This is a genomic window from Micromonospora sp. WMMD975, assembly GCF_029581215.1.
GTDB lineage: Bacteria > Actinomycetota > Actinomycetes > Mycobacteriales > Micromonosporaceae > Micromonospora.
Genome location: NZ_CP120739.1, coordinates 4,153,504 through 4,176,676, shown reverse-complemented (window position 1 = coordinate 4,176,676; position 23,173 = coordinate 4,153,504). Strand labels below are relative to the sequence as shown.

Here is a 23,173-nt window from a genome sequence, read left to right as displayed (position 1 = left end):
GCCTCTACCAAATGCGTTAAGCGGGGGCCCCGCCTTACCCCTCCAGGGTGCGGAAGGTGATGCCGGCGCGCACCAGGCGGTCCAGCAGCGCGTCGCCCATCGCGGCCACCGGGGTGAGCTGGCCGGCGGTCTCCGGCAGGTCGTCGAAGGCCAGGCAGAGCGCCGACTCGGCGAGCATCTTGGCGGTCTCGTCGTAGCCGGGGTCGCCGCCGGCCACCTCGGTCACCACCCGCCGACCACCGCCGGTGCCCACGAACCGCACCCGGAACCAGGACTTCGCCCGCTGCTCGGCGCTCGGCCCCTGCCCGGAGGCGAGCCGGCCGAGCAGCCAACGCCGGGTCGGCGGCAGCTTCACCAGCCCCATCACCCCGGCCAGCCCGGCCCCGGCGACGAGCACCGTGGGCAGTCGCTTCAGCGCCGCGAAGTGCCGGTACCGGAAGTCCGGGCCGTACTCCGGGCGGGCTGCCGCCGATCGGCGGACGACCTGCGGGTCGATGGTGGGCAGCGGCACCGCCCACTGGCCGAACTCGCGTACCCGCCCGACCTTGCCCGGCACCGCGCGCACCCGCCGCCCGTCCGGTCGCGGCTCGACCGCCCGGCGGGCCTTCGCCGCCCGGCTCGCCTCGCCGGTCCGGGAGAACGCGGTGAGCGCCGAGTGGTAGGTCCCGGCGGAGAACCGGCCGCCGGCCCGGACGTAGCCGTCCACGGCGACCGGGCCGTCCGTGGGGAGCTGCTTGACCGTGTACCAGACGCCCAGGTCGTGCGGGATCGAGTCGAAGCCGCAGGCGTGCACCAGGCGGGCCCCGGTGCGCGCCGCCTCGGCGTGGTGCCGCACGTACATCAGGTCGACGAACTCCGGCTCGCCGGTGATGTCGAGGTAGTCGGTGCCGGCGGCGGCGCAGGCGGCGACCAGCGGCTCGCCGTGGTGCACGAACGGGCCGACCGTGGTGGCGACCACCCGGGCGCTCTCCGCGACCGCCCGCAGCGACGCCGGGTCGGTCACGTCCGCGGTGCACAGCGGCAGCTCGCCCAGCCCAGGGTCGATCGCGGCCAGCCGGTCCCGTACGGCGGCCAGCCTGGCCGGGTTGCGCCCGGCGAGCGCCCAGCGCAGCCGGTCCGGCGCGTGCCGGGCCAGGTACTCGGCGGTGAGCCCGCCGGTGAAGCCGGTGGCGCCGAACAGGACCAGGTCGTACGGGCGGTCGGTGGGCATCCGCCGAGTGTGCCATCCGAACCGGCCGGGATCACGGGGTGAACACCGTCCGGACGCATCCGTCGGCCCGGTCGCGGAACAGCGCGTACCCGAGTGCGCCCCGGTCCAGCGGCAGCCGGTGGGTGGCGAGGTGCTCGGTGACCAGCTCGCCCCGGGCCATCCGGTCCAGCAGCGCGGGGATGGCGTCCGGCCCGGCCCGGCTGCCGCCGCGTACGGTCAGGCCCTTGTCCGTCACCGCGCCGAGCGGGAACCGGTCCACGAACGGCGTCCCGCCGCCGAGCACCACCACCGTGCCGCCCTTGCGGCAGGCGTGCACCGCCTCGCGGAGCGCCACCCCGCCGTCCGGCCCGGCCGTCGGCCACCGCGCCGGGGCCGACGGTGGGCCGGCCGCGTCCACGCACACGTCCGGCCCCCGGCCGCCGCTGCGTTCCCGCAGCTCGGCGAGGACGTCCACGGACCGGTGGTGGAGCGGCTCGGCGCCGGTGTGCCGGGCGACCATGTCCAGCCGGTCGTCGTGTTCGTCGACCACGATCACCCGGGCCGCGCCGCGGGCCACGGCCGCCCCGGCGGTGAGCTGGCCGACCGCGCCCGCGCCCCAGACCGCCACCACGTCGCCCGGCGCGACGCCGCCCAGCTCCACCCCGTGCCAGCCGGCCGGCGCGGCGTCCGCGGCGAAGACCGCCCGGTCGTCGTCGACCTCCTCCGGGACGGGGTACGCGCCGACGTCGGCGTAGGGCACCCGGACGTACTCGGCGTGGCCACCGGCGAAGCCGCCGAGGCGGGTCGGCCGGCCGTAGCACCCGGCGGCGGGCGGTCCCCACTCCGGCTCGGCCGCCGCGCCGCCGGTTCCGTTGTCGCAGCAGGCCAGCAGCCCCTGCCGGCAGAACCAGCACGCTCCGCAGGCGACCGCCGCGCCGACCACCACCCGGTCGGCGAGCCGGTGCCGGCGTACGCCGGGCCCGACCTCGACCACCTCGCCGAGGAACTCGTGCCCGAGCACCTCACCGGCCGCCGCCTCGGGCACCCGCCCGGCCAGCAACGGCAGGTCGCCGCCGCAGGTCATGCTGCGGCGCACCCGGACGATCATGTCGTGGGCGTTGCGCAGCTCCGGGTCGGGGACCTCGCGTACGGCGAGCGCGCCGGCGCCCTCCCAGCACAGCGCCCTCACCCCGTCGCCCCTGGGCGGTCGAGCGGCGAGCGGTCGGCCCGCAGCACCTCGCCGGTCTCCAGGAGCTGCCGGGTCTCGCGGAGCACCTGCCGCAGGAACCGGCCCGGGTCGTCGCCGACCAGGTGCGCGGCGAGCCCGGGCAGCGCCGGTGTCCCGCCCAGCGGGCGTACCGCAAGCTCGGTGCCGCGTCCGCCGGGGGCCGGGCGGGCCCACACCTCGACCGCGCCGTCGAGCCGGCGCAGCGGCTCGGGCCACCGGCCGGCCGGGAGCACCTCCTCGGGCCGCCCGGTCACGGTCACCACCTGCCAGCGCGCCGGCCGCGGATCGGTGGCGGCCCGCCGGCGTACGAGGGCACGCGCGCCGCCGGCCACCACGGCGAGTACGCCGACGGCGAGTCGTCCGGTCCGAGCCACGGGCCCTCCCGAGGTCGCGGTCACTGCGGCGGCCGGCGGTGCGCGGCCGGCCACCCGTGTTTCTCCACGGTCGCGGCGGCCCGGGTGACCCGGGTTCGCCCCGAAGGGGTGAACCGGCGCGGGCCGGGTAACCGCCCCGCGCACCGACGGGGGGAGGGACGCATGCCGCAGGAGGCAGACCGGGCCCGGTTCGCCGCCGTGCCGCCTGGGGCCGCCGCGTCCATCGGGACCGCCGCGCCAACCGGGACCGCCGCGCCAAGTAGGGCCGCCGTGCCAAGCGGGGCCGCCGGGCCGCCGCTGTTGGCCTCCCGGTTGGCGCCGCCACCGCCGCCGGAACCGGCGCTGCTGCGCCCCCGGCTCGTGGACCGGCTGGAGCGGGGCGTGGCGGGACCGGTCACCCTGCTCCGCGCGCCGGCCGGCTGGGGCAAGACGACCCTGCTGTCCGGTTGGGCGCGGGCGCGGTCCGGTCCGGCGCCGGTCTGGGTGAGCGTGGCCGACGGCGACACCGCCGGGCGGCTCTGGGCGTACCTGGCCGCGGCGCTGCGCACCGCCGTCGCCGGGAACCCGGACGACGGACCGCCCCCGCCGGTGCCGGACGGTCCGCCCCGGCCGGAGCAGCTGGAGGCGCTCGCCGCCGCGCTCGCCGAGCGGGAGCACCAGGTGCTGCTGGTCCTGGACGACCTGCACCGGGTGACCGACCCGGCGGCGCTGGCCGGGCTGGAGTTCCTGCTCCGCCACGGCGACGGGCGGCTGCGGCTGGTGGCCGCCGCGCGGCGGGAACCGCAGTTGTCGCTGCACCGGTGGCGGTTGGCCGGTGAGCTGACCGTGCTCGGTCCGGACGAGCTGTCGTTCACCGCCGACGAGGCGGCCGACCTGCTGGTCGCGCACGGCGTACCGGTGCCGGCCGAGGCGGTGGCCCGGCTCACCTCGCGGACCGCGGGGTGGCCGGCCGGGCTGCGGTTCGCCGCGCTGACGCTCGGCGCCGGCGTCGACCCGGCGCGCGCGGTGGACCACTTCACCGGCGACCAGCCGGACGTGGCCGCGTACCTGCGTGGCGAGGTGCTCGCGCCGCTGGAGCCGGCGGCCCGCGACGTGCTGCGCCTCGGCGCGGTGGCGGTCGCGCTCCACGCCGATTTGGCGGTCGCGGTGACCGGGCGGGCCGACGCCGGGCGTCTGCTGGCCGAGGCGGCCCGGGAGGGTGGCTTCGTGCAGTCCGACGGTGGCAGCCCGCCCTGGTACCGGCCGCACCCGCTCCTGGCCGACCTCCTCCGCGACGAGTTGGGCCGGCTGCCCGCCGACGAGCTGCGCGAGCTGCACCGGCGGGCGGCCGGCTGGTTCGCCGCGCACGACCGGCCGGCCGAGGCGCTGCGGCACGCGCTCGCCGCCGGCGAGTGGGCCGACGCCACCGACCTGCTGATCACCCGTTGGCCGGAGCTGGCGCCGGGTGAGCCGGACCGGGCTGCCGCGCCGGCCCCGCCGGAGCCGCCGGCCGAGGCGGTCCGCCGGGATCCCGAGCTGGCGCTGGCGGCAGCCGCCGAGCGGGCGTACGCCGGGGACCCGGCCGCCGCCGACGGGCAGTTGCGCCGGGCGGTCGTCCACGCCGCCGGCCTCCCGGCGCCGCGCCGCGACCGGTTCCGCCGGCTGGCCACCGCGGTCGAGGTGAGCCTGGCCCGGCTGGCCGGCGACCACCAGGGGGTACGCCGGGCCGCCGACCGCCTGCTCGCCACCGCGCCCACCGTCTCCGGCGGACCCGCCACGCCCACCGCGCCCGCCACGCCCACCGCGCCCGCCACGCCCACCGCGCCCGGCGCGCCCACTGCGCCCACCGCGCCCACCGCGCCTGGCGGGCCTGGCGGTCCCGGCGTCGACCCGCGGGCCGGGAGCGTCGATGCGGACGATGTACGGGCGGTCGCGGGCGCCGCGCTGGGGCTGGTGGCGTTGGCCGAGGGGGACCTGTCGGCGGCGGGCGGATGGTTCGGCACGGCGCTCGCGGCGGCGCGGCGGGCCGGACGGCCGCGTACCGAGCTGCTCTGCGCCAGCCGGTCGGCGGTGCTGGAAGCGGCCCGGGGCGCGCTGCGTGCCGCCGAGGAACACGCCCGGGCGGCCCTGTCGATGCCGCCCTGCCAGGGCTGGTCGTCGCGGGCGGACTGCGGCTACGCGTACCTGGCGCTGGCGTTCGCGGCCTGGCACCGGGACCGGCCGGCGGAGGCCACGGCCCACCTGGCGCTCGCCGGGCCGGCCGGCGCGGAGCCGGGCGGGGCGGCGTTGGCGGCGCTCTGCCGGGCCGGGCTGCTCGCTGACGGCGGCGAACCGGCGGCGGCGTCGCGCACGCTCACCGCGGCCCGGACGGTGGCGCCCGGCGGCGAGCTGGCGGCCTGGCTCACCGCCGGTGAGGCCCAGCTCCGCGCCGCGGCCGGTGACCTGGGCGGGGCCCGCGCGTTGCTGGACGCGAGCGGCGGCGAGCCGACCGATCCGGCGCTGGCGCTGGCGTCCGCCCGGCTGTGGTTGCGGTCCGGTGACTCCCGCGCGGCCGAGCGGGCGCTGCCTGACTGGACCGATCCGGCCGCGACCGGCTGGCCGTTGCCGGTCCGGCTGGGGGCCGGACTGCTCGACGCGGCGCTGGCCGGGGCGGCGGGGGACGGGCGGCGGGCCGGGCGGCTGCTGGAGGAGGTGCTGGCACTGGCCGAGCCGGAGGGATGCCGGCGCGTCTTCACCCGGGCCGAGCCGGGGGTACGCGACCTGCTGGCCACCCACCGGGACACCGGCACGGCGTACTGGGCGACCGTGGACGACCTGGTACGCGACGTGGACGCGCGACGCGCGGACGGGACGCCGGAGGTGCCGGCGCGGGGGTTGGACGAGCCGCTCACCGAGCGGGAGGTGACCGTCCTGCGCTACCTGCAGAGCATCCTGACCAACGTGGAGATCGCCGCCGAGCTGTCGTTGTCGGTCAACACGGTGAAGACCCACGTGCGCAACATCTACCGCAAGCTCGACGCGACCCGCCGCCGGGAGGCGGTCCGGCGGGCCCGCGAGCTGCGGTTGATCTGACCCGAGCCGCTCAGGCGCCGGCGGCGGCGTCCACCACGGCCAGGAGTTCGGCCAGTTCGTAGCCGCCGTCGTGGCGGACGTCGTTGACGAACAGCGACGGGGTGCCGGTGACGCCGCTGCGAATTCCGCCCACGAAGTCCTGCCGGACCCGGTCGGCGTGGGCCTGCCGGGCCACCTCCGCGTTGACCTCGTCGAGCGGCAGGCCGACCTGCTCGACGCCGAGCGACAGGTGCACCGGGTCGAGCTGGTCCTGGTGCTCGTAGAGCCAGTCGTGCATCTCCCAGAACCGGCCCCGGGCGCCGGCGGCCTCGGCGGTCTCGGCCGCGTTCTCCGCGTGCGGGTGGACGTTCGTGATCGGGAAGTGGCGGTACGCCAGCCGCACCGTGTCGGCCCGTTGGCGCAGCACCTCGGCCAGGTTCGGGTAGGCGGCGCCGCAGTACCGGCACTGGAAGTCGCCGTACTCGACGATCGTCACCGGGGCGTCGGCCGGCCCGCGGACGTGGTCCCGTTCGGTGACCGGGACGCGCAGCCGCGCGGTGGTGACCTGCAACGGTGTGCTCATCGGGCGCTCACCTGCCGCCCGGGTGCGATCAGCCCGTTCGGATCACTCATGGCTCCCATCCTGGTCCGCGCCCGGGTGATCCGTCCTCACCCGGAAAGGATGACCGTGGGAGCGCTTCCAAAGATCGATCGGACGGCGTACGCTGAGGGTCCCTCGGCTGCGGGAGCCAGCAAGCCGACGGGGAGCCCGGGCAGCTCCCCGACGAGGCGTCACCCCCTGCTCCCGTCCCCCCATCAGGGCAACCGAGAGGACCGCCCCCCATGCGCACACGTCTCGCCGGCCTGGCCGCCGTCGCGCTCGCCGCCACGGTCGCAGCCGTCGTCGTGCCGCTCGCCAGCACCGGCATCTCCCCGGCCGCCGCCGCCGCGGCCGAGCCGTACACCTGGAAGAACGTCCGGATCGACGGCGGCGGCTTCGTCCCCGGCATCGTCTTCAACCCCACCGAGAAGAACCTGATCTACGCCCGGACCGACATCGGCGGGGCGTACCGCTGGGAGCAGACCACCAAGTCGTGGACGCCGCTGCTGGACTGGGTCGGCGCGGACCGGTGGGGCTGGAACGGCGTGGTCAGCCTCGCCACCGACCCGGTGCAGACCAACCGGGTGTACGCGGCGGTCGGCATGTACACCAACGACTGGGACCCGAACCACGGGGCGATCCTGCGCTCGACCGACAAGGGCGCCACCTGGCAGGCCACCGAGCTGCCGTTCAAGAACGGCGGCAACATGCCCGGCCGGGGCATGGGGGAGCGGCTGGCGGTCGACCCGAACCGCAACAGCGTCCTCTACTACGGCGCCGAGGGCGGCAACGGCCTGTGGCGCAGCACCGACTACGGGGCGACCTGGGCCAAGGTCACCGCGTTCCCGAACGTGGGCAACTACCGGGCCGACCCGAACGACAGCACCGGCTACCAGAGCCAGAACCAGGGCCTGACCTGGGTCAGCTTCGACAAGAGCACGGGTACGGCCGGCACCGCCACGAAGACCATCTACGTCGGGGTGGCGGACAAGCAGAACCCGGTCTACCGCAGCACCGACGCCGGCGTGACCTGGGAGCGGATCCCCGGTCAGCCCACCGGCTACCTGGCGCACAAGGGCGTGGTGGACCCGGTCGGCGGCTACCTCTACATCGCCACCAGCGACACCGGCGGCCCGTACGACGGCGGCAAGGGCGACGTGTGGAAGTTCAACCGGGCCACCGGCGCCTGGACGCAGATCAGCCCGGTCCCGTCGTCGAGCGGTGACGCCTACTTCGGCTACTCCGGGCTGACCATCGACCGCCAGCACCCGAACACGCTGATGGTCGCCACCCAGATCTCCTGGTGGCCGGACGCGATCTTCTGGCGCAGCACCGACGGCGGCGCGACCTGGACCCGGATCTGGGACTTCACCAGCTATCCGAACCGCAGCAAGAAGTACGCCATGGACGTCAGCTCGGTGCCGTGGCTGACGTTCGGCGCCAACCCGGCGCCGCCGGAGGAGACCCCGAAACTGGGTTGGATGAACGAGTCGCTGGAGATCGACCCGTTCGACAGCGACCGGATGATGTACGGCACCGGCGCGACGATCTACGGCACCACCGGCCTGACCAAGTGGGACACCGGCGGCACCTTCACCATCACGCCGATGGTCAAGGGGCTGGAGGAGACCGCCGCGCTCGACCTGATCAGCCCGCCCACCGGGGCGCCCCTGATCAGCGGGCTCGGCGACATCGGCGGCTTCCGCCACACCGACCTGGGCGCGGTGCCGTCGATGATGTTCACCCAGCCGGTCTTCACCAGCACCACGAGCCTCGACTACGCCGAGACCAAGCCGGCGATCATGGTCCGGGCCGGCAACTTCACCGACTCCGACCGACCCAACGACAGCCACGTGGCGTTCTCCACCGACGGTGGCGCGAACTGGTTCCAGGGCACCGAGCCGGGTGGGATCAACAACGGCGGCACGGTGGCCGCGTCCGCCGACGGCGGTCAGTTCGTCTGGTCGCCGGGTGACGCCGGCCAGCAGGTCGTCCGCTCGGTCGGCTTCGGCAACTCGTGGACCGCCGCCACCGGCATCCCGGCCAACGCCACGGTCGAGTCGGACCGGGTCAACCCGAACAAGTTCTACGGGTTCAGCGGCGGGAAGTTCTACGTCAGCACCAACGGCGGGGCGGCCTTCACCGCCACCGCGGCGACCGGCCTGCCCACCACCGGGGTCAAGTTCAAGGCGCTGCCCGGGGTCGAGGGCGACATCTGGCTGGCCGGCGAGGGTGGCCTCTGGCACTCCACCAACTCCGGCGCGAGCTTCACGAAGGCGTCAGCCGTGTCCACGGCGGTGAACGTCGGCTTCGGGAAGGCGGCCCCGGGGAAGACGTACCCGGCGTTGTTCACCATCGGCACGGTCGACGGCACGCACGGCGTGTACCGCTCCGACGACGCGGGCGCGACCTGGGTGCGGATCAACGACGACCAGCACCAGTACGGCAACGCGGGCGAGGCGCTCACCGGCGACCCGCGCGTCTACGGCCGGGTCTACCTGGGCACCAACGGCCGGGGCGTGCTGGTGGCGGACCGGCTCGGCGGCACGCCCTCGCCGACGCCGACCTCGGCCAGCCCGACGCCGACCCCGACGTCGCCGAGTCCGACCCCGACGCCCACGTCGCCGAGTCCCACGCCCACGCCGACCTCGGCCAGCCCGACGCCGACCCCCACGTCGACCGGGCGCGGCTGCGCGGCCACCTACACGATGACGAACACCTGGCCGGGTGGTTTCCAGGGGGAGGTGGCGGTGCGCAACTCCGGCACCACGCCGATCGCCGGGTGGACGCTCACCTGGACCTTCCCGGACGGCCAGCGGATCAGCCAGCTCTGGGGCGGGTCGCACACCCAGACCGGCTCGGCGGTGACGGTGACCGACGCCGGCTGGAACGGCAACCTCGCCGTCGGCGGATCGACCACGGTCGGCTTCACCGGCACCGTCACCGGCGGCAACCGGGCGCCGACGGTGTCCTGCGCGGCCCGCTGACCGCGACTGCCGATCACAAAGGTGGCCGCCCCCGGAGTACCGGGGGCGGCCATCGCTTTCGTGACCGGAGCCGTGACCGAGGACGGCTGCCGCGTGCGGGACGAGGTGCGGTCAGCCGTCCAGGCCGGCCGGGGAGTTCGGCCGGTCGACGTCCACGAACTCGATCTCGTCGGCGTCGCGTCCCCGGCTGCCGGCCGCCCGGGCGGCCGTGCCGGCGGCCCAGCCGATGGCGGCGCCGGTCAGGGCCGCCGCGATCAGCAACGTCCACGGCAGCGCGGGCCGGCGTCCGGCGAGCGCGTCGAAGGCGAGGCCGGCCCGGCGGCGTGCCTCGTCGGCGGCGGAGCCGACCAGGTCGGTGGCGTCGTCGGCCAGGCCGGAGGAGTTGCGGCGGGCGGAGAGGGCGGCGTCCCGCACGCTGTCACCGGCGGCGCCGACGGCGGTGAGCAGGTGCTGCCACGCCTGGTCGGCGACCCGCTCGGGCTTGCTGCGGCGGTCCATCAGGCTGGATCCGAACATGGTTCTACCTCCTCGGGTGCCGAAGCCCGACGGCCACTTCGGACTCCGGCGTTCATCCGGCGCGTCACGGTTCACTCCCACGCGCAGTGCCCCGGGAAGCCCTCCGCCAAACCCCACGCGGCTGGATCTTGGTATTAAGCCGCCCCGGAGGGGCGATTCCGTACCAAGATCTCCGGGCTCCCGAGATGCGGACGGCGGGTACCGGGAGGTGGGAAGCGGGGGCGGAACGGGACGAAGCGGGTGAACGCGCCGAGCGGGCGGGTGTTGGTCGCGACGTGCCTGCGCCCGCTACCCTGGGTCAGCGGATCGGCCGACTCGGACCTGTCGTTCGGCCGATCGCGGTCCGCGTCGAAGGGGAAATCGGAACCCGTAAGTCCGGATTGGGTTCGCCCAGGTGTGCCCAGTCCGCAAATTGCTCATCCCCGGGGGTGGCGACCGGGGCCGTTGGAGGAATACTCTCGGTCGCGGCCCGCGTACTGATGAGGCGCCCGAAGGGGCGAGTGGAGGTGCTCGCGTGAGCCTGTCGATCGTGAAGTCGATGCGTCCGGGTGGTGTTGTCCAGATCGCGCCCCGTGGGGAGATCGATGTCGACACCGCATACGAGGTGCGGGAGTCGATCGCCGAGGTGCTGGCCAAGGGGCGCCCCGCACGGATCGAGCTCAACATGCGGCTCGTCACGTTCATCGACTCCGTCGGCATCAGCGCCATGGTCGCCGGCTTCCAGACGTGTGAGGTCAGCGGCGTCAAGCTCGTGGTCACCGAGCCGAGCCGGTTCGTGCACCGGCAGCTCTGGGTGACCGGCCTGCTGGGCCTCTTCGGCGCGCCCGAGCCGTGGTTCGCCGACGAGGCGCCCGAGGTGCTCCCCGGCGCCTGACCGTCACCGGCCCACCCCACGTCGGCGCGTCGCGTTGACTCCACTCGGCCCTCGCCGGTCGGGGACCTTCGACCCGTTGCCAGCCCGGCCCCGGTACGGGACGATCGTCCGGACCCATGACGGCGAGGGGGGCGGGTTGCAGAGCAGCGACAGCTTCAGCTACACCGTGCAGGCCCGGTGCAGCCGGGCGGACGCGGTGGCCCTGCTCGGCGACCTGAGCCGGCAGGGCGAGCTGCATCCGTTGATCGTCCGGGTCCGGCAGTTGCCGCCCCGGCCGGGCGCGCTGGCGAGCTACGCGATCACCGACCGGTTGGAGCTCGGCCCGCTGCACTTCCCGGTGACCTACCAGGCGGACGTGTTGATCGCCAACGAGGACGAGGTGGTCACCGTGGCCCGGCAGCAGCCGGCGACGACGGTGCGCAACCACACCCGGATGCGCGACGAGCCCGACGGCGTGGTGCGGATCGACGTGGAGATCACCCTCACCGCACCAGCGCCGCTGTTCGGCTACGCGTTCCGGCAGGCCCGGGCCGCCCACCTGGGGCTCGCCGCCCGTCTCGGCGCCACCCTGGAGGGCCGGTCGGCCTGACGTGACGACTCAGCCGCTGCGGCGCAGCCGACCCCACGGCTTGTACGTGGACAGCACGGTGGCGACCAGGAGCAGCGCGGTCGAGACGGCCGGCGGCACCACCAGATCCACCCGCAGGTGGGTGTCGGCGGCCCCGGCGAGCGCGCCGAGGTGCCGGATCCGGGGGGTGAGCAGGAGCAGCACCAGGCCGAGCATCACGGTGGTGAGCGCGAACTTCACCAGCACCCAGCGCCAGCGCAGCAGACCCCACGGGGTGAGCAGCGCGCTGGCGGTGCCGACCAACCAGACCGCCACGCTCAGCGGCGCGAACAACCAGGTGGCGAGCAGCGCCGCCGCCGGGTACACCACCTCCGCGTCGGCGCCGCGCAGCCCGGCCACGCCGAGCGCGAGCAGCCCCAGGTCGGTGCCGAGCCAGCCCAGCGAGGTGACCAGGTGCGCGGTGAGCAGCGCCTTGCGGCCGGTCGGCGAGAGTCGTCCCATGCGCCGATCGTCGGCCGTCGCGCGGCCCACGTCGTGGGCCGCGCGACGACATCCGGCGTACGTCGGGGAGCGTAGTGCTCAGTAGACCGACAGGTGCACGTGGTTGGTGTGGTCGCTGGACGGGTCGCCGTTGCCCCCGCTGTAGGACTTCCAGCCGCTGCTGGGCAGCCAGATCTCCTTGAACCAGATCACGTAGAGCACGGCGAGCCGGTCGGCATTGCGGATGAAGTACGCGGACAGGTTGTTGCCGTACGTCTTGTCGCCGCCGCTGGCGACGCCGCCGAAGCCGTTCTTCTGGGCCGCGAAGTCGCAGGCCCGCCCCTTCGGGTGTTCACCCGAGCCGCTGGGTCGGTGGCAGGAGACGTACCTGGTGAAGCCGGCCGCCTTGGCCTGTTGCAGCGCGTGCAGCGTGCGCGGGGTGATGCAGCCGCTGGCCGGCGTCGGGTCGTTGACGCTGCACGACTCCGCCGGCCACGAGCCGTCGGAGTTGCGCTTGGCCGGCTTCGCGTTGGCCGAGGACGAGCCTCGGGCGCTGCTGCCGCCGCCACTGCTGCCGGCGCTCGCCGGCGGCTTGCGGTTGGCCACCTCCAACGCCCGTTCGGCCTGCTCCTTGCGCTTGGCCATCACCGCGACCTGCTTGCGCTGCTCGCTGATCTCGACGGTGAGCGCGGCGCGGGTGCGGACCGCCTCGTCCCGGGTGGCGATCAGCTCGCGCAGGGTCCGGTCCTCGTGCGCGGCGACGGTCTCCAGGGCCGCGGCCCGGTCCATGAAACCTTCCGGGCTGTTGCTGGCGAGCAGCGCCGCGGCGGTGCCCATCCGGCCGGTGCGGTACGCCACCCCGGCGATCTCGCCGACCTTGGCGTCGCGTTCGGTCAGTTCCGCGCCGATCGTGGTGAGCCGGTCGTTGAGCTGCTTCTGCCGGTTGACCGAGTTGTTCAGCGCGGCCTTGGCCTCCAGCCAGCCCTTGCTGGCGGCGTCGAGCTGGGCGCGCAGGGTCGGTGTGCCGCCCTCGTCGTCGTCGCCGGGTGCGGCGGCGAGCCGGCCGGTCGGCGCCGCCGTGGCGGGGGAGACCGGCACGGTCGCGACGCCGAGGGCCAGCGTCGCGACGAGCAGGGCCGCCAACCGGGCGGCCGTCCGTCGTACAGGTGCCACTGTGGGCATTCACGTGTCCTTCCGTCAACCGCCGACCGGGTTAGCTGACGGGTTCGGGACGGAAGATCCCTACCGCTGACGCGGATGCACCCCACGTACGTGGTTCCCCGGCTCGCCCCACGGGCGATTAGGCGATGGCCGCTCCACCGGCGCCGGAGTGACGCCCGTGGGTTGGCCGCGATCGAGCCTACCGGCGCGGCCCGGACCCGGCTCCACCAGCCGGAGCCGAATACCGGGCAAAACCGGCAATTGCCAACAATAGCCACCCAGATTTAAGTTTGTCCTAATTACCACTCGGTCGGGCCGCAGCCGCCGGCGGACGCTCCGGGTTCGATCTGCAACGTGGCGTGATCGATCGAGAAGTCCTCGTGCAGCGCGGCCCGGGCGGCGGCGAGCACGGTGGCGACCTCGGCGCGCGGGTCGGTGGTCAGGTGCGCCGAGGCGACGTCCATCCCCGAGGTGAGTGTCCACACGTGCAGGTCGTGCACCTCCGCCACGCCGGGCACGGCGGCCAGCCGGTCGTGCACCGCGGTCACCTGGAGGTGCTCCGGCGCGGCCTGCACCAGGATGCGTACCGCGGCCCGGCCGAGCCGCCAGGTGCGCGGCAGGATGAACAGGCCGATCGCCACCGCGACCACCGGGTCGGCCCACCACCAGTCGGTGAACGCGATGACGATCGCCGCGCCGATCACCCCGAGCGAGCCCAGCAGGTCGCCCAGCACCTCCAGGTATGCCCCGCGCAGGTTGATGCTCTCCTGTGCGCCGACTCGCAGCAGCGCGAAGGCGGCGATGTTGGCCAGCAGCCCGAGCACGGCCACCACGAGCATCGGCCCGGCGAGCACCTCGGGCGGCTCGCCGAACCGGCGTACCGCCTCGACCAGGACGTAGACCGCGACGGCGCCGAGCAGCACCGCGTTCGCGAGCGCGGCGAGCACCTCGAGCCGGTAGAGCCCGAATGTGCGCTGCGGGTCGGTCCGGGCACGCCGGGTGGCGGTGATCGCGGCGAGCGCCATGCCGATGCCGAGCACGTCGGTGAACATGTGCCCGGCGTCGGAGAGCAGCGCGAGCGAGCCGGTCGTGAAGGCGGCCACCGCCTCGACCAGCATCAGCACGGTGAGCAGCGCGAACGCCGCCCAGAGCCGGCCGGCGTGGCGCTGCGCCGCGTTGGTCACCGCGCCGCTGTGGTCATGACCTGCACCCACGCGCACACCCTCCGCCCCATAGCTCGGCCGGAACAAATCTATGCTCACATCGCTATGTGTGCAAGTGAGGTGGGTCAGCCCACCGGGTCGAGCGTGGTCAGCCGCTGGGTGGCCCGGGAGAGCGCGACGTAGAGCGTGCGTACCCCCGAACCGGGGTCGGCCCGGATCTCGCCCGGCGCGACGAGCACCACCCCGTCGTACTCCATGCCCTTGGCCTGGAGGCTGGTCACCACCTGGAGCCGGCCGGCGCCGAGCTGGCCCAGCCAGCCGGCCACCTCGTCCCGGCGCGGCACCGGCGTGATCACGCCGACCGTGCCCTCGACCTCGGCCAGCAGCGCCCCGGCCGCCTCGACCGTGGCCGCGGGCAGCTCGGCCGCGGCCACGGCGCGCTGGACCGGCGGCACACCCGTCGAGCGCACCGCGTCGGGAAGCGTCAGGTCCGGGTACAGCCGGCGGATCTCCGCCGCCGCCACCGCGAAGATCTCCGCCGAGTTGCGGTAGTTGGTGGTCAGCTCGTAGCGGTGCCGGCGCCGCCGCCCCAACGCCTGGTCCCGGGCCCGGTCCAGCTCCTGCGGGTCACCCGTCCAGGCGGTCTGCGCCGGGTCGCCGACCACCGTCCAGGACGCCAGCCGGCCGCGCCGCCCCACCATCCGCCACTGCATCGGTGAGACGTCCTGCGACTCGTCCACCACCACGTGGGCGTACTCGCGGTAGTCCGCCGGGCGCTCCCGGGCCGCCGCGCGGGCGGCGCGCTGCCGATCGGCGTACGTGCTCAGCTCGCGCACGCCGCCGGCGAGCTGGTACGGGTCGCGCTTCGGCCGGGCCCGCTGCACCGGCTTGCCCAGCAGCGCGTCCAACTCGTCGAGCAGGGCGACGTCGGCGACCGTCGGGCCCTCGTCGGCGAGCGTCAGGTAGGCGTCGGTGAGCAGCCGGATCTCGGCCGAGGAGAGGATCCCGCCGGCGTACCGGCGCAGCCGCTCGGGCCGGGCCAGCCAACCCAGCACGTGGCGCGGGTGCAGCCGGGGCCACCAGGCCCGCAGGAAGTCGCGGAACTCCGGCCGTTCGATGATCTCGTCCTCGAACGCGGGCTGCTCCGGCAGCCGGCCCACCCGCAGCGTGCGGGCCTGCGCGTAGAGCGCGGCGAGCACCGCGTCGAACGCCGCCCGGCGCACCTCGTTGCGGCGCGCGCCCCGGGTCAGCGTCCGGTCCCGCACCGCATCCAACGCCTGCCGCTCCAACCGCAGCAACTCACCGCGGTAGAGCAGGCGCAGCTCGGCCGGGGAGTCCGGCACCGCGTCCCGGGCCGCCCGTTCCAGCACCCGGCGCATCCGCAGCGACCCCTTCACGGCCGCCACCTCCGGCGGGTCGGTCCGTGTCGCCGACAGCCCCGGGAACAGCGAACCGAGCGAGTGCAGGGTGGCGGTCTCCTCGCCGAGCGAGGGCAGCACCGAGGCGATGTACTCGACGAACACACCCGACGGGCCGACCACCAGGATGCCGCCGCCGGCATAGCGGGCCCGGTCGGAATAGAGCAGGTACGCGGCCCGGTGCAGCGCCACCGCCGTCTTGCCGGTCCCCGGGCCGCCGGAGACGATCGTGACACCGTTGCCGGGGGAGCGGATCGCCTCGTCCTGCTCCCGCTGGATGGTGGCGACGATGTCCCGCATGCCCCGGCCGGTGGCCCGGGACAGCGTGGCCAGCAGCGCGCCGTCCCCGACCACCGCCATGTCCGCCGGGGCGGCCTCCGGATCCAGCAGGTCGTCCTCGATCCGGGTCACCTTCTCGGCCGCCGACTGGATCGTGCGCCGGCGCACCACACCACGCGGCTCGGCCGGGGTGGCCTGGTAGAACGCGGCGGCGGCGGGGGCCCGCCAGTCCACCACGAGCGTCTCGGCGTCGTCGGCGCGTACGCCGAGCCGCCCCACGTGCAGCACCTGCCCGGTGCGCAGGTCCAGCCGGCCGAAGACCAGCCCCTCGTGCTCGGCGTCGAGCACGTGCCGGCGCTGCGCGGCGTGGAAGACCATCGCGTCCCGCTCGACAAGCGCGCCGAAGGTGCCGACCCGCGCCATCCGGTAGCCCTCCCGCTCGGCGTCGGCCGCGGACCGGCGCAGTTCGGCCAGCCGGGCGTACACCCGGTCGAGGTGCCGCTGTTCGGCGGCGATCTCCCGGTCCAGCGTGGTCTGGTCGGTCAACGCGGTGCTCCTGTGGTCGGACGGCGCAACGGGCTGAATGAGGGTACGGGCCGCCGGCAACCCCGATGTCAGGGCCATGCCGCTCGACCGGCGCAGGTTGCCCGTTATCCGGCCGTTCCCACCCGTTTCCCGGCCGCCCGTACGCCGGTCAGGCGGTTACCTGTTCCCGGCCGCGGGTCAGGCCGCCACCCGGCGACCGGCCGCCCGGCGTCGCCGACGGGCGACGGCCGGCGCGGCCGACCGGGCGCCCGACGCGGCCGGGCCGGCGAGCACCCGGCGCAGCACGCTAGCGACGGCGGCGTTCACCTCGTCCGGGCGCTCCATCATCAGCATGTGGCCGGCGCCGGGGCAGACGGTCAACTCCGCGGTGGGCAGCGCCGCCGCGATGGACTCGGCGCAGGGCGGCGGGGTGAGCCGGTCCCGGTCACCGACCAGCGCGGCGGCCGGCAGTCCGCCGAGCGCGGCGAGCGTGTCCAGCCGGTGCTGGGCGCCGATCGAGGCGCGGAACCCGCCGATCGAGCGCAGCGTGGCGCGCGCCACCGCGGAGGTGACCAGCCGGATGTCCGCCGGGTCGCAGCGGTCGCCGAAGAGCATCCAGCGGATGCTGGGGCGCAACGCGCGCAGCAACGCGTGCGGCGGTCGCCAGCCGCCGCAGCGGGCCAGCACGCCGGCGCCGGTGGTCTCGGCGAGCCGGATCAGCCGCGCGATCCGGGGCGAGAGCCCGTAGACGGTGTGCGTGTGCCCCTCGGCGGTGGTCGCGACGAAGACCAGGCCGGCGGTGCGGGCGGCGAACCGGTCGGGGTGGCGGTGCGCGTATTCCATCACGGTCATCCCGCCCATCGAGTGCCCCACCAGCACCACCGGGCCGGACGGGGCGAACTCGTCGACCACCGCGGCCAGGTCGTCGCCGAGCTGGGCCAGGGTGGCGTCGCGCAGCGTCAGGCAGCTCGACCGGCCGTGCCCGCGCGCGTCGTAGGCGATCACCCGCACCCGGTCACCGAAGCGTTCCCGCAGGTCGGCGACCTGGCGGTGCCAGCTCCGCCCGTCGAGCGTCCAGCCGTGCAGCAGGACCACGGTGACCTCGGCGTCGACCGGCCCGGTCGCCGTGACGTGCAGGCGTACGTCGTCGGGAAGTCGCAGTTCCATGGTCCACCTCCCGGGCCGTCGGGTGCGTCACCGGGGCGACCCGGCGGTAACATCGGCGTTACCCGCCATCACACCACGGCAATCGGGGCGGGAGAAGATTCACCGTCCGCCCGCGCCGGGTCGGACCGGTGACCAGGCTGGGGGCATGCCGTCCACCCCCGCCGCCCGCAGCCCCCGCGCCGCCCTGGCCGAGCTGCTCACCGGCAACCGCCGCTTCGTCAGCGGCCAGCCCCTGCACGGGCACGACGTCAGCGCCGCCGCCGCGGTGGCCTCCGGCGACCAGCAGCCGTACGCGGTGGTGCTGGGCTGTATCGACTCCCGGGTGCCGCTGGAGGCGATCTTCGACCAGACGTTCGGCTCGATCTGCGTGATCCGCACCGGCGCGCACGTGCTGGACCGGGCGGTGTGCGGCTCGATCGAGTACGTGGTGGGGCAGCTCGGCGTACGGCTGGTGATGGTGCTCGGCCACGAGCGCTGCGGCGCGGTCGGTTCGGCGGTCGACGCGGTGCGCACCGGGCGGCGCCCCGGTGGCGCGCTGGCCTACGTGGTGGACCGGATCGCTCCGGCGGTGGTCGAGGTCGGCGTCGACGACCCGGCCGTCCACCCGCTGGCGATCCGCCGGCACGTGCGGCGGACGGTGGCCGCGCTGCGCGCCGACGACCGGCTCGCCGGCCCGGTGGCGGCCGGGGACGTGGCCGTGGTGGGCGCGCTCTACGACCTGGCCACCGGTGCGGTCACGGTGCTGCCGGAGGAGGAGACGCGCGACCGCCCGCCGGGGTGATCCCCGACGGGCGGTCGTGATGGTGCGGGTGAGGGGGCTCAGCCCTCGAAGACGCCGGCCTCGACGAGACGCTTCTCGGTGGCGTCCCAGCCGTGGTCCGGGTGGGCCGCGGCCAGGCCGTTCAGCTCGGCACGGATCTTGGCGGCGTGGCCGGCGGCGGCCAGCACCCGGATCTCCTCGACGAAGGCGTCGGAGTCGGTGCGCAGGTGCGCGGTCTTGCCGTTGGTCAGGTTGCGCACGTAGGCGTGCTTGCCGCCGTTGAGCGGGATCAGGTACTTGAACTCGCCCAGCACGCTGAGGGCGCCACCCTGGCCAGCCTGGCCGGCCCGGACTGACGCGCGCGCGGTCTTAGAGGTGTTGCTCGCCACGGAGGTACTCCTTGCAGACGTACGGTGGGGACGGCAAGGCCGTCCGGGGGCTGTGCGAGTGACGCCCGGGGTGAGCGCCGGCCCGCGAAGACGTGCGGCGGCACAGAACCGCCCAGAGAACTGTACACGAACGCGACACCCGGCTGGTGGTCGCGCCGTTCACCGGACACAACCGGGTCGGCCGCCCGGCTATTTCCCGCCGCCCGACCCCGGCGAATTTTCCGATTCGCTGGCGCACCACCTGCCACAGCGGTCATCATGTGTGCCAGAGACCACTCGGGTGACGAGGTCGTAGGGGAAGACGCACCTCGGCTCACCGGGAGGTCACCGTGCCAACGCGTGGCGTCGTATACGTCCACTCGACCCCGCTCGCCGTGTGCTCGCACGTCGAGTGGGCGATCGCGCGCGTCCTTGCCGCGCCGGTCAACCTGCACTGGACGGGTCAACCCGTCGACCCCGGCGCCCGCCGCGCCGAGTGCGGCTGGACCGGCAGCCCGGGGACGGGCGCCGAGCTGGCTGCTGCCCTCCGGCAGTGGCCCATGATCCGTTTCGAGGTGACCGAGGAGCCCAGTCCCGGCGTCGACGGCGAACGCTTCATGTACGTCCCGGGCCGGGGCCTGTTCCGGGCCACCGTCGGCGCGGCCGGCGACATCCAGCTCGGCGAGGACCGGCTGCGCAGCCTGATGGCCGCCGCCCGGGCCCCGGAGGCGCTCGCGCACGCCCTGGACAAGGCGCTCGGCACCGCCTGGGACGCCGAGTTGGAGCCCTACCGGTACGCCGGCGACGGCGCGCCGGTGACGCTGCTCACGCGGGTGGGATGACGGTGGAGCGAGTTGCCCCGATACGGTGGGGCCCGTGTCGATATCCCCGCGTCGCTCCGCCGTCGCGCTCGCCGCACTGACCGCGCTGCTCGCCTCCGGGTGCTCGGACGGGCCGGACCGGCCCCGACCGGCCCCGTCGACCCCGGCGTCGTCGTCGAGCACACCGGCTCCGACCGATCCGGCCCCCGCCGACCCGGCCGCCCGGGCCGCCGCCCTGGTCGCCACGCTCGCCGACGAGGACCTGGTCGGGCAGGTGCTGATGCCGTACGCCTACGGCAGCTCGGCCACCGAGGTCTCGGCCGGCTCGGCCGCCGGGAACCGCGCCTTGGCCGGCGTCGACACACCCGCCGAGATGGTGGCGAAATATCGCCTCGGCGGGGTGATCCTGGTCGGCTTCAGCGCCGACGACCCCACCTCGGGCAACCAGGAGACCACGAACGTCGACAACCCGAAGCAGGTCCGCGGGCTCACCGACGGGCTGCGCGCCGCCGCCGGCAAGCTGCCCGCCGGCGCCGCGCCGTTCCTGATCGGCACCGACCAGGAGTACGGCGTGGTCACCCGGATCACCGACGGGGTGACCCAACTGCCCAGCCCGCTCGCCGCCGGCGCGGCCGGCGACCCGGCGCTGACCGAGGCCGCCTGGCGGGCCGCCGGATCCGAACTGGCGGCGATGGGGATCAACCTGGACTTCGCCCCGGTCGCCGACGTGCTTGTCACCCGCAGCACGGTGATCGGCTCCCGCTCCTTCGGCGCCACCCCGGCGACCGCCTCCCCCCAGGTGGCCGGCGCGGTCCGCGGGCTCCAGGCCGAGGGCGTCGGCGCCGCGGTCAAACACTTCCCCGGCCACGGCCTCACCGCCGCCGACTCGCACTCCGAGCTGCCGGTGGTCGGGCAGTCCCGGGCCGTGCTGGACCGCACCGCGTTCCCGCCCTTCCGCGCCGGGATCGACGCCGGCGCCATGGCGGTGATGTCGGCCCACCTGGACGTCAAGGCGATCGACCCGGGCACCCCGGCCACGTTCTCCCACAAGGTGCTCACCGACGTGCTCCGCGGCCAGCTCGGCTTCCAGGGCGTGGTGATCACCGACGGGATGAACATGGCGCCGGCGAAGAAGTGGTCACCGGGCGAGGCGGCGGTCCGCGCGCTCAAGGCCGGCAACGACCTCATCCTGATGACCCCGAACGTGAGCCAGGCGTACGACGGGCTGCGCGCCGCGCTGACGGACGGCTCGCTGCCGCGCGCCCGCCTGGTCGAGGCGGTCACCCGGGTGCTGACCATGAAGTTCAAGCTGGCCGGGCGCCCGCAGCCGGCCCTGTCCACGCTTGCCGGCGCCGACCACCGCAAGGCCGCCACCGACCTGGCCGCCGCCGCGGTGACCGTGCTGCGCGGCAAGTGCGGGGGCGCGGTGAAGGGCCCGATCCGGGTCACCTCCTCCGGTGGCCGGGACCGCACCCGGGCCGCGCTGACCGAGGCGCTCACCGCCGCCGGGGTGAAGGTGGTGTCTTCCGGCGGGACCGTGGTGCACCTGGTCGGGTACGGCGACGGCGCGAAGGACCTGCGCGCCGACGCGGCCGTGACGGTGGCGATGGACACCCCGTACGTGCTGTCCGGGGCGAAGTCGCCGACGGTGCTGGCCACCTACTCGTCCACCCGGGCGTCGATGGACGCGCTGGCCGCGGTGCTCGCCGGCAAGGCCCGCCCGACGGGCCGCTCCCCGGTGCCGGTCCCAGGCCTCCCCGCCACCACCTGCGGGGGTTAAGGAGGGGGCCCCGCTTAACGCCTGCGGTATAGGCGGGGGCCCCGCTTAACACCCCCGGCGCGACGAAACCGGATGCGGCACGGGGCGTCCGGGTGGCAGGGTGCGCCCATGGGAGAGGCAGCGCACGGTTTCCGCTACGTCGAACGCGCCGACGGCACCGTGGTGATCACGCATCACGGGCGGGTCGCCGGCACGCTACGTGGCGGTCGGGCCGCGCAGTTCCTGGCCGAGGTTGAGGACGACCCGCAACTGGTGATGGCGCGGTGGACCGGCAACTACCGGCGCGGCAACGAGCGGACCGCCCGCCAGCATCCCCGCAACCGGATGTGAGGCGGGGCCCCTTCTTAACACACGTGTGTTAAGAAGGGGCCCCGCCTAACGCCGCGGCAGCGGCTCAGGGGCGGGTGAAGACCAGCGCCACGTTGTGGCCGCCGAAACCGAACGCGTTGTTCAGCGCGGCGGGGATCTCCAGGTGCCGGGCCTTGTGCGCGGCCACGTCCAGGTTCAACCCGTCGTCCGGGTCGTCCAGGTTGATCGTGGGCGGCACCACGCCGTCCCGGATGGACAGGATGGTGGCGATCGACTCCAGCGCGCCGGCCGCGCCGAGCAGGTGTCCGGTCATCGACTTGGTGGCGGTGAGCAGCACGTGGTCGCCGACCGCCTGGCGCAGCGCGCCGATCTCCAGCATGTCGCCGACCGGGGTGGAGGTGGCGTGCGCGTTGACGTGCACGATGTCCCGGCCGGGCAGGTCGGCGTCGGCGAGCGCCCGGGCGATGGCCCGCACCGCGCCCTCACCCTCGGCGTGCGGCTGCACGATGTCGTACGCGTCCGAGGTGATCCCGGCGCCGGCCAGGCGCGCGTAGATCCGGGCGCCGCGGGCGGCGGCGTGGTCGGCCCGCTCCAGGACCACCACGCCCGCGCCCTCACCGAGCACGAATCCGTCCCGACCCTTGTCCCACGGCCGGGAGGCCCGCTCCGGGTCGTCGTTGCGGGTCGACATGGCCCGCATCGAGGCGAAGCCGGCGATCGGCAGCGGGTGGATGACCGCCTCGGTGCCGCCGGCCACCACCACGTCGGCCCGGCCGGCGCGGATGAGGTCCAGCCCCAGCGAGATCGCCTCCGCGCCGGTCGCGCAGGCGCTGGCGACCGCGTGCACCCCGGCCTTGGCGCCGAGCTCCAGCCCGACCCAGGCGGCCGGACCGTTCGGCATCAGCATCGGCACCGTGTGCGGTGAGACACGCCGCGGGCCGGACGCCTCCAGGATGTCGTCCTGGGCGAGCAGGGTGGTGGCGCCGCCGATGCCCGAGCCGACGCTGACCGCGAGCCGTTCCGGGTCCGGCCCGGCGTCGGCCAGCCCGGCGTCCGCCCACGCCTGCCGTGCGGCGATGAGGGCGATCGCCTCGGACCGGTCCAGCCGGCGCAGCTTCACCCGGTCGAGCACCTCGGACGGATCCACCGCCAGTTGGGCGGCGATCCGGACGGGCAGTTGCCCGGCCCACTCCTGGGTGAGCGGACCCACCCCGGAGCGGCCGGCGAGCATGGCGTCCCAGGTCGACGCGACGTCCCCGCCGAGCGGGGTCGTCGCGCCGAGCCCGGTGACGACGACGTCGGGGCGACTCATGATCAGGACTGCGCCTCGATGTAGCTGACCGCGTCCCCGACGGTCTTGAGGTTCTGCACCTCGTTGTCCGGGATCTTGACGCCGAACTTCTCCTCGGCCGCCACCACGACCTCCACCATCGAGAGCGAGTCGACGTCGAGGTCGTCGGTGAAGGACTTCCCCTCGGCCACGTCGTCCGGGTTCACGCCGGCAACCTCTTCGAGGATCTCGGCGAGGCCGGCGGTGATCTCGTCACGGGTCATTGCGGTTGGTTCCTCTCATCG

General features: G+C 75.0%; 21 protein-coding genes and 1 riboswitch. Of the genes, 8 read left to right on the top strand and 13 right to left on the bottom strand.

Going from position 1 to position 23,173, the window contains the following annotated elements; translation table 11 throughout:
• Positions 1 to 34: 34 nt before the first annotated feature.
• From O7613_RS18080 to O7613_RS18070, 3 genes are read right to left on the bottom strand one after another with little or no spacing between them, the layout of a single operon-like run.
• The gene (locus tag O7613_RS18080) at positions 35 to 1,210 is read right to left on the bottom strand and encodes a saccharopine dehydrogenase NADP-binding domain-containing protein (RefSeq protein ID WP_282289383.1); all 1,176 of its coding nucleotides are present in this window, start codon (positions 1,208 to 1,210) and stop codon (positions 35 to 37) included.
• Positions 1,211 to 1,241: 31 nt separating this feature from the next.
• Positions 1,242 to 2,378 (bottom strand): alcohol dehydrogenase catalytic domain-containing protein, encoded by a 1,137-nt coding sequence (locus tag O7613_RS18075; protein ID WP_282289382.1) that lies wholly within the window; start codon positions 2,376 to 2,378, stop codon positions 1,242 to 1,244.
• Positions 2,375 to 2,791, bottom strand: a complete 417-nt coding sequence (locus O7613_RS18070; RefSeq protein ID WP_282289381.1) for a hypothetical protein — start codon at positions 2,789 to 2,791, stop codon at positions 2,375 to 2,377. Before O7613_RS18070 ends, O7613_RS18075 begins: the two co-directional genes overlap by 4 nt.
• 84 nt (positions 2,792 to 2,875) lie before the next feature.
• On the opposite strand from O7613_RS18070, the gene O7613_RS18065 reads away from it, so the two are divergent.
• Positions 2,876 to 5,842, top strand: coding sequence for a LuxR C-terminal-related transcriptional regulator (locus O7613_RS18065; protein WP_282289380.1), 2,967 nt, complete (start codon positions 2,876 to 2,878; stop codon positions 5,840 to 5,842).
• A gap of 10 nt (positions 5,843 to 5,852) precedes the next feature.
• Here the strand turns inward: O7613_RS18065 and O7613_RS18060 are convergent, their stop codons facing one another.
• Complete coding sequence (locus O7613_RS18060; RefSeq protein WP_281587244.1) at positions 5,853 to 6,404, bottom strand: DsbA family protein; 552 nt, start codon at positions 6,402 to 6,404, stop codon at positions 5,853 to 5,855.
• A gap of 260 nt (positions 6,405 to 6,664) precedes the next feature.
• Between O7613_RS18060 and O7613_RS18055 the strand changes: the two genes are divergently transcribed.
• Entirely contained in the window at positions 6,665 to 9,409 is a 2,745-nt protein-coding gene (locus tag O7613_RS18055; RefSeq protein WP_282289379.1) for a cellulose binding domain-containing protein, read from the top strand.
• Positions 9,410 to 9,520: 111 nt separating this feature from the next.
• Here O7613_RS18055 and O7613_RS18050 read toward each other — a convergent pair whose 3' ends face one another.
• The gene (locus tag O7613_RS18050; protein ID WP_281587246.1) at positions 9,521 to 9,925 is read right to left on the bottom strand and encodes a hypothetical protein; all 405 of its coding nucleotides are present in this window, start codon (positions 9,923 to 9,925) and stop codon (positions 9,521 to 9,523) included.
• Between the two features lie 514 nt (positions 9,926 to 10,439).
• On the opposite strand from O7613_RS18050, the gene O7613_RS18045 reads away from it, so the two are divergent.
• A complete protein-coding gene (locus tag O7613_RS18045) occupies positions 10,440 to 10,799 on the top strand; it encodes an STAS domain-containing protein (protein WP_281587247.1) in 360 nt (119 codons plus the stop codon).
• A 136-nt stretch (positions 10,800 to 10,935) separates the two neighbouring features.
• Positions 10,936 to 11,388, top strand: a complete 453-nt coding sequence (locus tag O7613_RS18040) for an SRPBCC family protein (protein WP_282289378.1) — start codon at positions 10,936 to 10,938, stop codon at positions 11,386 to 11,388.
• A gap of 9 nt (positions 11,389 to 11,397) precedes the next feature.
• Here the strand turns inward: O7613_RS18040 and O7613_RS18035 are convergent, their stop codons facing one another.
• The 5 genes from O7613_RS18035 to O7613_RS18015 all read right to left on the bottom strand — a co-directional run bounded on the left by O7613_RS18035 (position 11,398) and on the right by O7613_RS18015 (position 17,560).
• Positions 11,398 to 11,868 carry a hypothetical protein gene (locus O7613_RS18035; protein ID WP_282289377.1) on the bottom strand — a complete coding sequence of 157 codons (471 nt, stop codon included), beginning with the start codon at positions 11,866 to 11,868 and terminating at the stop codon, positions 11,398 to 11,400.
• Between the two features lie 78 nt (positions 11,869 to 11,946).
• Positions 11,947 to 13,029 carry a hypothetical protein gene (locus O7613_RS18030; RefSeq protein WP_281587250.1) on the bottom strand — a complete coding sequence of 361 codons (1,083 nt, stop codon included), beginning with the start codon at positions 13,027 to 13,029 and terminating at the stop codon, positions 11,947 to 11,949.
• Between the two features lie 4 nt (positions 13,030 to 13,033).
• A riboswitch (cyclic di-AMP (ydaO/yuaA leader) is annotated at positions 13,034 to 13,164 on the bottom strand.
• 143 nt (positions 13,165 to 13,307) lie between these two features.
• Positions 13,308 to 14,222, bottom strand: coding sequence for a cation diffusion facilitator family transporter (locus O7613_RS18025; RefSeq protein ID WP_282289376.1), 915 nt, complete (start codon positions 14,220 to 14,222; stop codon positions 13,308 to 13,310).
• 74 nt (positions 14,223 to 14,296) lie between these two features.
• Positions 14,297 to 16,414, bottom strand: coding sequence for an AAA family ATPase (locus O7613_RS18020; protein ID WP_282289375.1), 2,118 nt, complete (start codon positions 16,412 to 16,414; stop codon positions 14,297 to 14,299).
• Between the two features lie 177 nt (positions 16,415 to 16,591).
• A complete protein-coding gene (locus O7613_RS18015; protein WP_282289374.1) occupies positions 16,592 to 17,560 on the bottom strand; it encodes an alpha/beta hydrolase in 969 nt (322 codons plus the stop codon).
• Positions 17,561 to 17,705: 145 nt separating this feature from the next.
• Between O7613_RS18015 and O7613_RS18010 the strand changes: the two genes are divergently transcribed.
• Positions 17,706 to 18,341: a carbonic anhydrase gene (locus O7613_RS18010; protein ID WP_281587254.1), complete on the top strand. Its 636-nt coding sequence runs from the start codon at positions 17,706 to 17,708 to the stop codon at positions 18,339 to 18,341.
• Between the two features lie 38 nt (positions 18,342 to 18,379).
• On the opposite strand, the gene O7613_RS18005 is transcribed toward O7613_RS18010, so the two are convergent.
• On the bottom strand, positions 18,380 to 18,709 hold the full coding sequence (locus tag O7613_RS18005) for a hypothetical protein (RefSeq protein WP_281587255.1): 330 nt from the start codon (positions 18,707 to 18,709) through the stop codon (positions 18,380 to 18,382).
• 329 nt (positions 18,710 to 19,038) lie between these two features.
• Between O7613_RS18005 and O7613_RS18000 the strand changes: the two genes are divergently transcribed.
• The 3 genes from O7613_RS18000 to O7613_RS17990 all read left to right on the top strand — a co-directional run bounded on the left by O7613_RS18000 (position 19,039) and on the right by O7613_RS17990 (position 21,619).
• Positions 19,039 to 19,530 carry a DUF3145 domain-containing protein gene (locus tag O7613_RS18000; RefSeq protein WP_281587256.1) on the top strand — a complete coding sequence of 164 codons (492 nt, stop codon included), beginning with the start codon at positions 19,039 to 19,041 and terminating at the stop codon, positions 19,528 to 19,530.
• 25 nt (positions 19,531 to 19,555) lie between these two features.
• Positions 19,556 to 21,289: a glycoside hydrolase family 3 protein gene (locus tag O7613_RS17995; RefSeq protein ID WP_282289373.1), complete on the top strand. Its 1,734-nt coding sequence runs from the start codon at positions 19,556 to 19,558 to the stop codon at positions 21,287 to 21,289.
• 108 nt (positions 21,290 to 21,397) lie between these two features.
• Positions 21,398 to 21,619 (top strand): hypothetical protein, encoded by a 222-nt coding sequence (locus tag O7613_RS17990; RefSeq protein ID WP_282289372.1) that lies wholly within the window; start codon positions 21,398 to 21,400, stop codon positions 21,617 to 21,619.
• Between the two features lie 64 nt (positions 21,620 to 21,683).
• On the opposite strand, the gene fabF is transcribed toward O7613_RS17990, so the two are convergent.
• Both fabF and O7613_RS17980 read right to left on the bottom strand, forming a co-directional pair.
• Positions 21,684 to 22,910, bottom strand: a complete 1,227-nt coding sequence (gene fabF, locus O7613_RS17985; protein WP_281587259.1) for a beta-ketoacyl-ACP synthase II — start codon at positions 22,908 to 22,910, stop codon at positions 21,684 to 21,686.
• A 2-nt stretch (positions 22,911 to 22,912) separates the two neighbouring features.
• On the bottom strand, positions 22,913 to 23,152 hold the full coding sequence (locus O7613_RS17980) for an acyl carrier protein (protein ID WP_007072348.1): 240 nt from the start codon (positions 23,150 to 23,152) through the stop codon (positions 22,913 to 22,915).
• Positions 23,153 to 23,173 lie beyond the last annotated feature (21 nt).